The 13,276-nt window shown below is 74.4% G+C and carries 12 protein-coding genes; 2 read left to right on the top strand and 10 right to left on the bottom strand.

Translation table 11 applies throughout. The features are described 5' to 3' along the window. Positions 1–20: 20 nt before the first annotated feature. The 6 genes from ACF0H8_RS13270 to hrcA all read right to left on the bottom strand — a co-directional run bounded on the left by ACF0H8_RS13270 (position 21) and on the right by hrcA (position 6,075). Positions 21–1,349 carry a hemolysin family protein gene (locus ACF0H8_RS13270; protein WP_395289371.1) on the bottom strand — a complete coding sequence of 443 codons (1,329 nt, stop codon included), beginning with the start codon at positions 1,347–1,349 and terminating at the stop codon, positions 21–23. A 10-nt stretch (positions 1,350–1,359) separates the two neighbouring features. Further along, positions 1,360–1,812, bottom strand: coding sequence for an rRNA maturation RNase YbeY (gene ybeY / locus ACF0H8_RS13275; protein WP_395289372.1), 453 nt, complete (start codon positions 1,810–1,812; stop codon positions 1,360–1,362). Further along, positions 1,809–2,870 carry a PhoH family protein gene (locus tag ACF0H8_RS13280; RefSeq protein ID WP_395289373.1) on the bottom strand — a complete coding sequence of 354 codons (1,062 nt, stop codon included), beginning with the start codon at positions 2,868–2,870 and terminating at the stop codon, positions 1,809–1,811. The genes ybeY and ACF0H8_RS13280 overlap by 4 nt, the downstream gene beginning before the upstream one ends. A gap of 166 nt (positions 2,871–3,036) precedes the next feature. Further along, positions 3,037–3,840, bottom strand: coding sequence for a 16S rRNA (uracil(1498)-N(3))-methyltransferase (locus ACF0H8_RS13285; RefSeq protein WP_395289374.1), 804 nt, complete (start codon positions 3,838–3,840; stop codon positions 3,037–3,039). Then, on the bottom strand, positions 3,837–4,952 hold the full coding sequence (gene dnaJ / locus ACF0H8_RS13290; protein WP_395289375.1) for a molecular chaperone DnaJ: 1,116 nt from the start codon (positions 4,950–4,952) through the stop codon (positions 3,837–3,839). The genes ACF0H8_RS13285 and dnaJ overlap by 4 nt, the downstream gene beginning before the upstream one ends. Before the next feature lie 103 nt (positions 4,953–5,055). Next, positions 5,056–6,075: a heat-inducible transcriptional repressor HrcA gene (gene hrcA / locus ACF0H8_RS13295; protein WP_395289376.1), complete on the bottom strand. Its 1,020-nt coding sequence runs from the start codon at positions 6,073–6,075 to the stop codon at positions 5,056–5,058. Positions 6,076–6,267: 192 nt separating this feature from the next. Here hrcA and ACF0H8_RS13300 point away from each other — a divergent pair, with 192 nt between their 5' ends. Next, entirely contained in the window at positions 6,268–7,158 is an 891-nt protein-coding gene (locus ACF0H8_RS13300) for a DUF3097 domain-containing protein (protein ID WP_395289377.1), read from the top strand. Between the two features lie 55 nt (positions 7,159–7,213). On the opposite strand, the gene hemW is transcribed toward ACF0H8_RS13300, so the two are convergent. Continuing rightward, a complete protein-coding gene (gene hemW, locus ACF0H8_RS13305) occupies positions 7,214–8,506 on the bottom strand; it encodes a radical SAM family heme chaperone HemW (protein WP_395289378.1) in 1,293 nt (430 codons plus the stop codon). Positions 8,507–8,525: 19 nt separating this feature from the next. Here hemW and ACF0H8_RS13310 point away from each other — a divergent pair, with 19 nt between their 5' ends. Further along, positions 8,526–9,092, top strand: coding sequence for a GNAT family N-acetyltransferase (locus ACF0H8_RS13310; protein ID WP_395289379.1), 567 nt, complete (start codon positions 8,526–8,528; stop codon positions 9,090–9,092). A 105-nt stretch (positions 9,093–9,197) separates the two neighbouring features. Here the strand turns inward: ACF0H8_RS13310 and ACF0H8_RS13315 are convergent, their stop codons facing one another. The 3 genes from ACF0H8_RS13315 to ACF0H8_RS13325 all read right to left on the bottom strand — a co-directional run bounded on the left by ACF0H8_RS13315 (position 9,198) and on the right by ACF0H8_RS13325 (position 13,228). Beyond that, the gene (locus tag ACF0H8_RS13315) at positions 9,198–11,051 is read right to left on the bottom strand and encodes an HNH endonuclease signature motif containing protein (protein WP_395289380.1); all 1,854 of its coding nucleotides are present in this window, start codon (positions 11,049–11,051) and stop codon (positions 9,198–9,200) included. 180 nt (positions 11,052–11,231) lie between these two features. Beyond that, positions 11,232–12,113: a sugar phosphate isomerase/epimerase family protein gene (locus ACF0H8_RS13320; protein ID WP_395289381.1), complete on the bottom strand. Its 882-nt coding sequence runs from the start codon at positions 12,111–12,113 to the stop codon at positions 11,232–11,234. Positions 12,114–12,184: 71 nt separating this feature from the next. Beyond that, on the bottom strand, positions 12,185–13,228 hold the full coding sequence (locus ACF0H8_RS13325) for a zinc-binding dehydrogenase (protein WP_395289382.1): 1,044 nt from the start codon (positions 13,226–13,228) through the stop codon (positions 12,185–12,187). Positions 13,229–13,276: the final 48 nt, after the last annotated feature.

The raw sequence follows: 13,276 nt of genomic DNA on the forward strand, positions 1-13,276 counted from the left end.
CTCGTCGTCGGAGGGAAAGCTCACCGGTGCACCTGCGCTTCGTCGTCATCCAGCTCGGACTGTTCCTCGTCCTCCACGGCGGGCTCGCGGGAGGCAAGGATGGTGGACAGGCGCCGGCGGCGGCCCTCGGCCCGCTCGGCCACCAGGTGCAGGCCGAGCACGTCGACCTCGGCGCCGGGCAGCGGCACCTTGCCCAGCGCCTTGGCCAGCAGGCCGCCCGCGGAGTCGACGTCGTCGTCGTCGATCTCCAGCCCGAACAGCTCGCCGAGCTCGTCGATGGGCATCCGGGCGGGCACCCGCACCGTGCCGTCGCCGAGGTCCTCGACCTCCGGCACGGCGCGGTCGTGCTCGTCCCCGATCTCGCCGACGAGCTCCTCGAGCAGGTCCTCGATGGTGACCAGGCCGGCGATGCCGCCGTACTCGTCCACGACCATCGCGATGTGCACGCTGTCGGCCTGCATCTCGCGGAGCAGGTCGTCCACGAGCTTGGTCTCGGGCACGAAGGTGGGCTCGCGCATGACGTCCGCGACGGTCAGCCCGCCGGCGTCGTTGCGGCGGTGGACCCGGCGCATGACGTCCTTGAGGTACAGCACGCCGCGCAGGTCGTCGGTGGACTCCCCGACCACCGGGACGCGGGAGTACCCGGACCGGGTGAAGAGGGTGATGGCACGGCCGAGCGGCTCGTCGGCGTCGATGGTGACCATGTCGGTGCGCGGCACCATCACCTCGCGCACCAGCGTCCGGCCCAGCTCGAAGACGGACTGGAGCAGCTCGCGCTCCTCCTCCTCGATCTGGTCGGACTCGCTGACGCGGTCGACCATGTCGCGCAGGTCCTCCTCGCGCGCCTGGAGCGTCTCGGCGTCGGTGCGGGCCGAGCGCGGGACGACGGCGTGGACCACCCGGTCCACGGCGGCGCCGACCACGGTCAGCAGCTTCATCAGCGGCGCGAGCCGCAGCAGCACCTGGGTGGGCCGGCGCCGGCCCAGGCGGCGCGGGCTCACCTGCACGACGACGGCGAGCAGCAGCGCGGTGGCGGCGACGGCGACCAGCAGCACCTGCCACCAGCGCGGCAGCAGGTCGGCCGCGAGCAGCGTGACCCCGACGGCGGCCGTCATCTCGGCGAGGACGCGCACGAAGGCGGCGGCGCCCAGGGCGGTGCGGCGACGGTCCACGAGGTACGCGACCGCGTCGGCGTGCTTCCGGCCGGCGCCCTGCAGGTCGCCCACGGCGGCGCGGGTCACCCGCGCCAGCGCCGTCTCGCCCGCGCTGAGCACGGCGCCGAGGGCGACGCCGAGCACCGCGAGCAGCGCCATCCAGACCTCGGGGACCTGGTCGATCATCCCGTCCATGCGGGGTCCCTCAGCGCCCGGCCAGGAAGGTGAGGAGGAGGCGGCGCTGCAGGCCGAACATCTCCTTCTCCTCCTCCGGCTCGGCGTGGTCGTAGCCGAGCAGGTGCAGGATGCCGTGCGTCGTCAGCAGGAGCAGCTCCTCGACGGTGGAGTGGCCGGCGTCGCGGGCCTGCTGGGCCGCGACCTCCGGGCACAGCACGATGTCCCCGAGGGTGCCGGGCTGGGGCTCCTCGTCGGCCCGGCCGGGGCGCAGCTCGTCCATCGGGAACGACAGCACGTCGGTCGGCCCCGGCTCGTCCATCCACCGCTCGTGCAGCTCCGACATGACGTCGGAGGTGACGAACAGGATGGACAGCTCGGCCTGCGGGTGGACCCGCATCTCCTCGAGCACGTACCGGGCCAGCGCGGCGAACTCCTCGCCGTCGACCTCGTACCCGGACTCGTTGTTGATCTCGGTGCTCATCGCACCCCTCCCCGGCGCTCGCGCCGCTCGCCCGCGCGCCGCAGCTCGGCGTCACGCACGCCGACCGTGGCGTCCCAACGCTCGTACGCGTCGATGATCTCCCCCACCAGACGGTGGCGGACGACATCGGCGCTGGTGAGGCGGCAGAACGTGACGTCGTCGATGTCGGCGAGGATCTCCTGGACCACCCGCAGCCCCGAGCGGGTGCCGGTGGGCAGGTCGACCTGGGTGACGTCACCGGTGACGACCACGTGGGAGTTGAACCCGAGCCGGGTGAGGAACATCTTCATCTGCTCGGGCGAGGTGTTCTGCGCCTCGTCGAGGATGATGAAGGCGTCGTTGAGCGTGCGGCCGCGCATGTACGCCAGCGGCGCGACCTCGATCGTGCCGGCGGCCATCAGCTTGGGGATGGACTCCGGGTCGAGCATGTCGTACAGCGCGTCGTACAGCGGGCGCAGGTACGGATCGATCTTGTCGCTGAGCGTGCCCGGCAGGTAGCCCAGCCGCTCGCCGGCCTCGACGGCGGGGCGGGTGAGCACGATGCGGTTCACCTGCTTGGCCTGCAGGGCCCCGACCGCCTTGGCCATCGCCAGGTAGGTCTTGCCGGTGCCCGCGGGCCCGATGCCGAAGACGACGGTCGAGGAGTCGATGGCGTCGACGTAGCGCTTCTGGCCGACGGTCTTGGGACGGATGGTCCGCCCCCGGGTCGACAGGATGTTGGTGGTCAGGACCTCGGCGGGCCGCTCGGCCGTCTGGGCGGTCAGCATCCCGATCGCGCGCTGGACGGCGTCGGCGCTCAGCGGCTGCCCCGAGGTGGCCACGAGGGCCAGCTCGTCGACGAGGCGCTCCGCGAGCGAGACGTCCCCGCCGGGACCGGTCAGCGTGAGGACGTTGCCACGGACGTGGATGTCCACGTTGGGGAAGCCACCCTCGATGGCCCGCAGCACCTCGTCCCGCTGGCCGAGGAGGGCGACCATCGGCACGTCCTCGGGGACGGAGACCTGGTGCTGGACGTGGCCGGGGTGGACGCCGCCGGCCGATGGGGGGTTCTGCGACATAGGGACGGGCTCGGAGCCCTCGTCTCTCCTCCAAGTCGGGTCGCGCGGCTGCTGCCACGCCACGTTCAGGATAAACGCCCGGGCCGTCGGGCCCCACCCGAGGGGACGGACGACCGGGACACATCTCGCTCGGGCGGTGAGGTGCCCGCGCGACGAGCCGGGCGGCTCACCCCCAGCGGCCGAGCCGCTGCGCCAGGACGGCGATGGCGGCGGGGCCCGCCGTCGACGTCCGCAGCACGTGCGGGCCGACCAGCACCGTCTGCGCGCCCGCCTCCTCGAGCGCGGCGACCTCCGCGTCCGTGATGCCGCCCTCGGGGCCGACGACGATCGCGACCCCGACCGGGAAGGAGGCGTCGCCGTCGTGGCGGGCATCGCCCGCCGGCGCCACCTCTCCTGGGAGCCTTGCGGCGGAGAGCGGCACGCTCGACCGCTCGTGCAGGACCAGCACCGCGCCGCCGCCGGCGACGATCCGCTCCGCCAGGGCGGCCAGCTGGCCGGAGCTCACGAGCTCGCGGACCTCCGGCACCCACGCCCGCCGGGACTGCTTGGCGGCGGCGAGGGCGACCGCCGCCCACCGCTCGCGCCCGCGCCCGACCTTGGCCCCGCTCCACACGGAGACGGACCGGTTGGCCTGCCACGGCACGACGGCGTCGACGCCCAGCTCGGTGGCCGTCTCCACGGCCTGCTCGTCGCGCCCGCCCTTGGCGAGCGCCTGGACGAGCACGAGGCGCACCGGCGGCGCCGGCTCGCGCATCACCGACCCGACCTGGACGCTGAGCGCCTCCTTGGCCGCACCGGTGATCGTGCCCTGCACGCGCAGCCCCGCGCCGTCGACGAGCTCGACCTCCTCGCCCACCCGCATGCGGCGCACCGTGGCGGCGTGCCGGGCCTCGTTGCCGGTCAGCGTCACGACGGCGCCGGGGCGGGCGGCGCCCAGCAGACCGGGGGCGTGGAAGACCGCCGTGGTCATCTGCCGGCGAGCTTGTCGCGCAGCTTGGAGAACATGCCCGACCCGCTGGCGGCCAGGCGCGGCTCGGGCTGCTCCTCGCCGCGCAGCGCGGCGAGCTCGGCCAGGAGCTCGCGCTGACGCTCGTCGAGCCGGGTGGGCACCTGGACGTCGAGGTGGACGTGGAGGTCGCCGCGCCCGCCGCGGTTGAGGTGGCCCACGCCGAGGTCGCGCAGGGTGACGACCTGCTCGGGCTGCGTGCCGGGCTCGACGTCGATCTCGCGGACGCCGTCGAGGGTCTCCAGCTGGAGCACGGTGCCCAGGGCCGCCGCCGTCATCGGGATGGACATCGTGCAGTGCAGGTCGTCGCCGCGACGGACGAACGCGGGGTGCGGCTTCTCGCGGATCTCGATGTACAGGTCGCCCGCGGGGCCGCCGCCGGGGCCGACCTCGCCCTGGCCGGACATGCGGATCCGGGTGCCGGAGTCCACCCCGGCGGGCACCTCGACCCGGATGGTGCGGCGGGTGCGCACTCGGCCCTCGCCGGCGCAGTCGGTGCAGGGCTCGGGGATGATCGTGCCGTGGCCGCCGCAGGCGCTGCAGGCGGTCGTGGACATGACCTGCCCCAGGAAGGAGCGGGTCACGCGCTGGACGGAGCCGCGGCCGTGGCAGACCTCGCAGGTGCGGGGGCTGGTGCCGGGCCGGCAGCAGGTGCCGTTGCAGGTGGGGCAGATGACGGCGGTGTCGACCTGGAGCTCGCGGGTGGCGCCGAACACGGCCTCGCCGAGGTCGATGTCCAGGCGCACGAGGGCGTCCTGGCCGCGGCGGCCGCGGGGCACCGGGCCGCGCGGCGCGCCGGCGGCGGCGCCGAAGAACGTCTCGAAGATGTCCTGGAAGCCGAAACCGGCGCCCGCGCCGGCGCCGGTGAAGGCCTGCTCGCCGCCCATGTCGTACATCTGGCGCTTCTCCGGGTTGGAGAGCACCTCGTAGGCTCGCGTGACGTCCTTGAACTTCTCCTCGGCGTCGGGGCCGGCGACGTCCGGGTGCAGCTTGCGCGCGAGCTTGCGGTAGGCCTTCTTGATCTCCTCCTGGCTCGCCTGGCGGGAGACACCCAGGACCTCGTAGTAGTCGTTCACCACGTCACTCTCTGCTGGGGGACTGTCTGTGAATAGTGCCCGGACGTCGGCGCGACGCCAGGCCGTGCGGCACGGGGGTGGTCACCCGGGTGGAGGCCGGCGCTCATCCGGCGAGGATCCGGGAGAGATAGCGGGCCACGGCGCGCACCGCCGCCATGGTCCCCGGGTAGTCCATGCGCGTCGGGCCGAGGATGCCCAGGCGGGCGACGCCCTCGGACGCGTCCTCACCACCGTAGGCGCTCGCCACGATCGACGCCTCCACGAGGCCCTCGTGGTGGTTCTCGGCGCCGATGCGCACCGCCACGGTGTCCTCCTCCATCTCGGAGAACAGCCGCAGGAGCACCACCTGCTCCTCCAGCGCCTCCAGGACGGGGCCGATGGTGCGGGTGAAGTCGACGTCGGAGCGCGCCAGGTTGGCCGTGCCGGCCATGACGATGCGCTCCTCGGACTCCATCCGGAGCGTGTCGAGGACCTGGTCGCTCACCGCCTCGACCAGCGCGCGCTGCTCGGGAGCGAACTGCTCTGGCAGCGCGGCCAGCGGGCCCTTGATCGCCTCGAGCCGGCGGCCGACGCAGGCGACGTTGAGCCGCGCGCGCAGCTCGGCCACCACGCCGGGGTCGACCTCCTGCGCCGTCTCCACGACGCGCTGCTCGACGCGGCCGGCGTCGGTGATGATGACGACGAGCAGGCGCTGGGGGCTCAGCGGGACGAGCTCGAGGTGGCGCAGCGCGGACCGGGTCAGGGACGGGTACTGCACGACCGCGACCTGGTGGGTGAGGTGGGCGAGGAGCCGGACGGTGCGCTCCACGACGTCGTCGAGGTCGACGGCCTCGTCCAGCAGGTTCTGGATCGCGCGGCGCTCGGCAACGGACAGCGGCTTGAGCGTGGAGATCTGGTCGACGAACGCCCGGTAGCCCTTGTCCGTGGGCACCCGGCCGGCGGAGGTGTGGGGCTGGGCGATGTAGCCGAGCTCCTCCAGGGCCGCCATGTCGTTGCGGATGGTTGCGGGCGAGACGCCCAGGGAGTGGCGCTCGACGAGCATGCGGGACCCCACCGGCTCTCGCGTGCCGACGTAGTCCTGCACGATCGCGCGCAGCACTTCCAGTCGCCGTTCCTCGCTCATCGCTCCTCCTCCCTTGTACGCGCGCCGGGTGCCGCCGTCCGTGGCGGGCGCCCGCCGCGCGGCGCCGTCACCCGGCGCCGTCACCGGGCGAGGGCCCGGCGTGTCAGCACTCGGACACCCTGAGTGCTAATCCTACGCGCCACGCCCGCCCGATGACCCGTGGTGGTGACCACAGGCGCCTAACCTGCCCGGGTGAGCGACCGCTACGGATCCGACGTCCTTGCCTCCGACCCGCACCGCGCGGGCGCCTACGCGCACCGCCCGACCACGACCGACGCCCCCGCCGAGAAGGGGCTCGTGGTCGAGGAGGTCGACACCGGCTGGGTCGGCGCGGTGGTGCGGGTGGAGAAGTCGGGCGGCATGCACGTCGTGGTGCTGGAGGACCGCAAGGGCCGCACGCGGACCTTTCCGCTCGGCGCCGGGTTCTGGGTGGACGGCAAGCCGGTGCGGCTCGTGCCGCCCGCCGCGGCGCCGGCCGCGCCGCGGGGCCCGGTGACGGCGGGTGGGCGGCGGCTGACGGCGTCGGGCTCGATCGCCGTGGAGCAGCAGCGCGCCCGCGTGGCGCGCGCCTCCCGCATCTACGTGGAGGGTCGCCACGACGCCGAGCTCGTGGAGAAGGTCTGGGGCGACGACCTGCGCGTCGAGGGCGTCGTCGTCGAGCTGCTCGACGGCGTGGACAACCTCGAGGCCGTCCTGCGGGACTTCCGGCCGGGGCCGCGGCGGCGCGCCGGCGTGCTCGTGGACCACCTCGTGCCCGGGTCGAAGGAGTCCCGCATCGCCGCGAAGGTGACGTCCGGTGCCGCCGGCCGGCACGTGCTGGTGCTCGGGCACCCGTACGTCGACGTCTGGCAGGCGGTGCGGCCGGAGCGCGTGGGGCTGAAGGCCTGGCCCGAGGTGCCCCGCGGGACCGACATCAAGCACGGCACCCTGGCGGCGCTGGGCTGGCCGCACGCCGACCAGGCGGACGTCGCCCAGGGCTGGAAGCGCATCCTGGGCACCGTCCGGTCCTACAAGGACCTCTCCCCCGCCCTGCTCGGGCGCATGGAGGAGCTCATCGACTTCGTCACGGCGGTGCCCGAGTAGGGGAAGGGGCCGCACCGGGCGCGTCTGCCCGGCGGCGGGCCCGCGCGGGCGGTGCTCAGGCCGTCAGTGCGCGCACGACCGCGTCGGCGAGCAGCCTGCCCTTCAGCGTCAGCACGATGCGGCCGTGGCGGGCGGCCGCGAAGTCGATCAGGCCCTGGCCGATGAGGTCGGCGACGGCGGAGCGGTACCGCGCCGGCACCGCGCCGGTGCCGGGCGCCAGATCGAGTCCCTCGGCGAGCCGCACCCCGAGCATGATCCGCTCGAGCTCGCGGGTGCCGTCGTCGAGCACCTCTCGGCCGACGGCCGGGCTGTGCCCCTGCTCCAGGCGCAGCGCGTAGGCCCGCGGGTGCTTGACGTTCCACCAGCGCACCCCCCCGACGTGGCTGTGCGCGCCGGGCCCGACGCCCCACCAGTCCTGCTCGCGCCAGTAGGACAGGTTGTGCCGGCTGGCGTGGCGGGGCGTCCCCCCGGCGGGTGCGCTGGCGGGCGCCTCGTCGTCGTCGAGGCGGGCGAAGTTGCTCACCTCGTACCAGCGCAGCCCGGCCGCGGTGAGGACCTCGTCGGCGAGCTCGTACTTGGCCGCCGCGTCGTCGTCGTCCGGCATCGGCAGCATGCCGCGGCGCACCTGGGCTCCCATCTTCGTGCCGGGCTCGACGACGAGCGCGTAGGCGGAGACGTGGTCCGGCTCGAGCGCCACCGCGGCGTCCAGGCTCGTGCGCCAGTCGTCCAGGGACTCCCCCGGCGTGCCGTAGATGAGGTCCACCGAGACGTCCAGCCCGGCCTGGCGGGCCCAGGCGACGACGTCGGGCAGGCGGGCCGGGTCGTGCGTCCGGTCCAGCGTGGCCAGGACCGACGGGACCGCCGACTGCATCCCGAAGGAGACGCGGGTGAACCCGGCCTCCGCCAGCTCTGCCAGCGACGCGGCGTCCACGGAGTCCGGGTTCGCCTCCGTGGTGACCTCGGCGCCCGGCGCGAGCCCCCAGGCGCGCCGGACGCCGTCGAGCATCCGCGCGAGGTCGGCGACCGGCAGCATCGTGGGGGTGCCGCCCCCGACGAACACCGTGGAGACCTGCCGCTGGGGCATGCCGGCCGCCGCGAGGGCCGGGTCCGCGAGCACCCCTGCCGCGAGGTCGATCTCCCGCAGCGCGGTGTCCGCGTACGCGGCGGCGCTGGCGCCGCCGCCCAGCTCGGCGTTCGTGTAGGTGTTGAAGTCGCAGTAGCCGCACCGCACGCGGCAGAAGGGGACGTGCAGGTACACCCCGAGGGCGCGCGCCGCGGCGCCGGCGGCGACGGACTCGGGCAGTGCGCCGCTGTCGGGCGGCGTCTCGCCGTCGGGGAGCGCGGGCATGCCCCTATCCTCTCCCAACGTGAGCGCCCCACACGACGCCCCCGGGGCGCACGAGCGCGTCGCCGCCGTGAGGCTGGACACCCCGGAGACCTCCGGCACGTCGGTGCACCCCCTCGACGGCACCGATGCCCGAACGCTCTCGCGCCGTGCGGCCGTGGTCGCCGTCCGCCCGCTGCCGGAGCAGGAGCGGTACTCCTCGCGGGCCGAGCTGACCCTGCCGGCCGCCGACTCGGACCCGCACCGCACCCCGTTCGCCGTGGAGCACGACGGCGTGCCGGTCGGCTTCGGGGTCATCGACGCCGTCGGTTACCTCGCCGACCTCACGGACGAGCCGCGTGGCGCGGCGCTCCTACGTGCCTTCTACATCGGCGCAGCCCACCAGTCGCGCGGGCTCGGGCGCGCAGCGGTGCGCGTCCTGCCACCCCTGGTGCGCGAGGTGGTGCCGGCGGCACGTCGGCTGTTCCTCACGGTCAACGAGGCGAACCCGGCGGCGATCCGCGCATACGGGGCGGGAGGCTTCACGGACGTCGGGCGGTACCTCGGAGGGAGCGCCGGGCCCCAGCGGGTCATGGTCGTCGAGATCTGAGATCCGAACCACGCGGATGGTGACGGTGATGCGGCCCCGCAGCCGCCGTCTCTCCCGCCTTTTGACCGGTGGGCACTGCCAGCAGTCGCCGGCCGTGCCCACCGGTCAGAAGGGTGGGGGGTCGTCGGGGTGGTCGAGGTTGGTGATGGTGCCGCCCGGGTTGCGGCGGTAGCGGTGGCCGGAGGGGGTGGTGAAGTCGAAGACGCCGGGGCGGGGCTGGGTGACCTTGAGGGCGCCGAGGGTCTTGAGGAGGTGGTCGCGGGCGCAGAGGTGGCCGAGGTTGTGGTGGGCGGTGGTGCCGCCGTGGGCCCAGGGCGTGGTGTGGTCGAGCTGGCAGGCGTGGGCGGGCACGGAGCAGGTGGGGTTGACGCAGGTGCGGTCGTGGGCCTGGAGGTGGCGGACGAGGTCGGCGGGTGGGCGGTAGGTGGTGCGGCCGACGTCCAGGACGGCGCCGGTGAGCGGGTCGGTGACCAGGCGGCGCCAGGTGCCGCCGGCGGCCAGGGCGCGGGCGACGTCGGGGGTGATGGGGCCGTAGCCGGCGAGCTCGGCGACGTCGTCGTCGGGCTGGTCGAAGAGGTCGGCGGGGTCGCCCGGCGGTGAGGCGCCCGGCGGGGCGGCGCCGGGCGGGGCGGCGCCGGGGACGCTGTCGCCGGATCCGGAGACGGTCGGCGGGTCGGGTGGTGGCATGGCGACCGAGAGCGGGACGGTGACCCGGATCTGGGCGTGCGTGGCGGACAGGCGCATGGCGGGCGGGAGGGGGATGCCGGCCGGGGTTTCCGGGGGGCCGGCGGGGCACGGCGCCGTCCGGCGTGCCTGCCGGCGCAAGAGCGCGGCCCGCCGGGCGGCGCGCCCGCGGTGCCCCGGCTCGGGTGACCGGGCCCGGTGCCCGCGGCGGCGGGCCGGGTGCCCGCGGCGGGCCGGGTGCCCGGGGCGTGGGGCCCGGGCGGCGGGGCCGGGGCCGGGGGGACCCGCCGGGGTCGTGGCGGGCGGGGTGCCGGCCCAGCCGGTGGTCAGGGCGTGGGCGGCGAGGGTGGCCAGGGTGTCGAAGCGCAGCTGGTCCAGGGTGCGGGGGTCGCCGTCGGCCTTCGCGGCGCGGGCGCCGGCCTCGGCGGCCAGGTCCAGGGCGATGAGGTCGGGGGCGGGGCCGACCAGGCGCATGGCGGCCTGCCCGTCGGGCAGCGGGCGCAGGCGCTCGGCGCGGCGGGCGGCGCGGGCGGCACCGACGCGGGCGGCGCCGGCGTGGGCGTCGGCCGCGAGCAGGGCCCGGGTCAGGTCCCGCACCAGCTGGGGTTGGGTGCGCAGGGCCGCGCCGGGCAGGACCGCGGCCTGCACCGCCCAGGCGGTCGGGCCGGCGTGGCCGTGCAGGGTGGTCACGATGGTGTGGGCCTTGCGCGCGTCGATCCACCCGCTCTCCAGCGCCTCGGCGGTGGGGGCGAGCGCCCCGCCGAAGGCCCGGCCCAGCGCGATGGTGCGCCGGGCCTCGGCGCAGGTGACGCCCAGGCGCAGGGCGATCTCCTCCGCGGCGGCGCTGACCGTGCGGGCCCGCCCGGTGGGCAGCACCTGGGTGGCGGTCATCGCCGGGCGGGCGGCCACCGCGGCGGCGGTGCGGGCGGTGCGGGCCGCGGCCCAGGACTCCAGGCGCTTGTAGCCGGCCAGGACCTCCACCGCGACGTAGTCGTCCACCGCGCCCAGGTCGACGCCCTCCAGGACCCGGGCCAGCTCCGGGCCCGGGGCCAGCTCGCGCAGCGCCGCCACCGCGGCCCGGTCCGCCCCGGGTGGGCCGTCGACGTGGAAGAACACCGCCACGTCCCGCGCCAGCGGCGCGACGTCCCGCTCGACCAGCTCGCTGCTGCGGGCATTGCCCGGATGCACCCGGCAGCACCCCAGCGTGCAGTGCAGGCACGCCCCCGCGGCGTCCGCGTCCCCGCCCCGGGCCTCGCCGTCCGCCTCCCTCGACATGCGTAGAACATATGTTCGACCACCGACATTCGAGGGGTGGTGTGCACGGGCACGGCGGGCGGGCCTGGCGAGGCGCACAAGCCTCCACTGGAGCCGCACGAATTCTGCTCGGGCGTGTCTCTAGCCTTGACCCAGATGGCGATGGAGCTCGTAGCCGGGAGCCGGCACGAGCGCCGGCCCTCAGGCCGCGGCCACCTGCGGCTCGCGCCACCCAATCCGCTCGAGGCAGCTGCGGACGTAGGCGTCGGAGCTGCGCAGCTGGGAGGTCACCTTCTCCAGCGACCAGCCGTGGGTGCCGTGGCACTTCAGGCTCGCGGCCCCCTCGTACCCCACCCGCTGGAGCGTGCCGAGCGGGACCGCGTGGTCCAGGGTGCCGTCGGGGCGCGGGAGCTGGTTCTCGCCCGGGCCGAAGTTCAGCCCGTCGACGCCGCGGCGGTACGCGCGGTCGACGTCCCAGATGTAGTAGTAGAAGAGCCGCTTGCGCTCGGCGAGAAACGTGATGGCCTCGCTGATCGTCTCGTTCATCACCCACAGGTGGGGCGGCGCCAGGCACACGCCGAGGTTGGGGTGGTCGATGTCGGTCACCAGCCGCTTGATCTGGGCCAGGGTGTCGACCCCCTCGGCCCACCGGCGTTCCTCGTTCGCGCCGGACTCGAAGTCCTCGCTGAAGGGCACGGTCAGGTGGTTCTCGACGGCGATGCGCACCCCCAGCCGCTCACCCGCCTCCACGAGCGGCGGGAGGAAGGTGGAGACGAAGTCGGTGTAGTTGGCCTCGCAGTCGAAGATGACGGTGTCGATGCCGAGATCGTGCGCAAGCTGGATGCGCTCTAGCATCTCCTGCTGGTTCTTGCCGTACATTGTCAGCCCGCACGGCTTCATGCCGTGTCCGTCGAGGACCTGGAGCATCTTGTGCGGGTCGTCCCCGGGGTTGACGTGCCGGGCGAGCGGCGCGGCGGAGGTCCACAGGTTCACCTCCTTGAACCCGAGACCGGCGAGCTCGGCGACGGCCGTCTCAAAGGGGTAGTCGTGGTACGGCAGGATCTCGGCGGTGTAGCGGAACATCGGGCGCCTCCTGGTGGATTCGTGGGGATGGGTGGGGCGCGGCCCGCCGCGCACGGCGTCGCTGCGGGTCATCAGGCGCCGTCCGGCCAGACGAAGACGGCCTTCTCCGTCTCGCGCCGGTCGAACATGGCGAAGGCGTTCTCGGCGTCGTCCAGGGGGAACGTGTGCGTCACGAGCTGTTCCACGGGCACGCGCCGGGAGAGGACGAACCGCGTGATCTCGTTCCACTCGTACAGCGGGAAGTACCAGCCGCCGACGACGGTGAGCAGCTTGCGGATGATCTGGTCGCTCGGATTGATCTGGGTGGCGCGGGACTCGCCCACGAAGGCCACGGCGCCGCGCTTGGCCGCCGAGTCGAGCGCGGCGTTCTGCGCGGGCGGGGCGCCGGTGCAGTCGACCGCAACGTCGGCGCCGCGGCCGCCGGTGGCGTCGCGGACGGCGGCCACGGGGTCGGTCTCGGCGGGGTTCACGGTGGTGTCGGCGCCCAGGCGCCGCGCCAGCTCCAGGCGCTCGGGCAGGATGTCCACCGCGATGACGTCGGCGCCAAACCCCTTGGCCACGAGCACCGCGGCCGCCCCCATCGGTCCGAGGCCGAAGACGGCGATGGTGCGCCCGCCCCGGACGCCTAGGACCTTCTGGGTGTGGTACTGCGATCCCACCATGTCGGTCATGACGGCGCCGGCCACGAAAGACATCTCATCCGGCAGCGGCAGGGCATTGGCCGCCGGTACGACGAAGTAGTCCGCGTCACCGCCATCGACGTCGAAGCCCAGGCAGCGCCACGTAGTGCACAGCATCATGTACCCGGCCCGACAGTACTCGCACCGCCCACAGCCGATGGGCAGGTAGGCCGCCACACGGTCACCGATGGCCATGCCCTCCACTGCAGGACCGACGTCGGCGATCATGCCCGCCGGTTCGTGGCCCGGCACGATGAGTCCCTTGCCGGCCGCCTCTCCGCCGACGATCGCTGACGTACCGGTGTACAGGCCCATGTCGCTGCGGCAGATCGCGGACGCCCGGGTCTTGACGAGTACCTCGTCCTCGCCCGGTACGGGTACATCGCGCTCAACGATGTCGACCCGGCGCTCCCCAGGCAGCAGTACGGCTTTCATGGCACCTACTCCTCGCGCGGATCAGGCTTCTCTGTTTCTCTGTGGCGG

Origin of the sequence: Georgenia sp. AZ-5, from assembly GCF_043952095.1 — a bacterium.
Lineage (GTDB): Bacteria > Actinomycetota > Actinomycetes > Actinomycetales > Actinomycetaceae > Georgenia.

Excerpts from the sequence above, each read along its gene's own strand:
- ACF0H8_RS13270 (WP_395289371.1), bottom strand. The coding sequence starts at position 1,349 with ATGGACGGGATGATCGACCAGGTCCCCGAGGTCTGGATGGCGCTGCTC.
- ybeY (WP_395289372.1), bottom strand. The coding sequence starts at position 1,812 with ATGAGCACCGAGATCAACAACGAGTCCGGGTACGAGGTCGACGGCGAG.
- ACF0H8_RS13280 (WP_395289373.1), bottom strand. The coding sequence starts at position 2,870 with ATGTCGCAGAACCCCCCATCGGCCGGCGGCGTCCACCCCGGCCACGTC.
- ACF0H8_RS13285 (WP_395289374.1), bottom strand. The coding sequence starts at position 3,840 with ATGACCACGGCGGTCTTCCACGCCCCCGGTCTGCTGGGCGCCGCCCGC.
- hrcA (WP_395289376.1), bottom strand. The coding sequence starts at position 6,075 with ATGAGCGAGGAACGGCGACTGGAAGTGCTGCGCGCGATCGTGCAGGAC.
- hemW (WP_395289378.1), bottom strand. The coding sequence starts at position 8,506 with ATGCCCGCGCTCCCCGACGGCGAGACGCCGCCCGACAGCGGCGCACTG.
- ACF0H8_RS13315 (WP_395289380.1), bottom strand. The coding sequence starts at position 11,051 with ATGTCGAGGGAGGCGGACGGCGAGGCCCGGGGCGGGGACGCGGACGCC.
- ACF0H8_RS13320 (WP_395289381.1), bottom strand. The coding sequence starts at position 12,113 with ATGTTCCGCTACACCGCCGAGATCCTGCCGTACCACGACTACCCCTTT.
- ACF0H8_RS13325 (WP_395289382.1), bottom strand. The coding sequence starts at position 13,228 with ATGAAAGCCGTACTGCTGCCTGGGGAGCGCCGGGTCGACATCGTTGAG.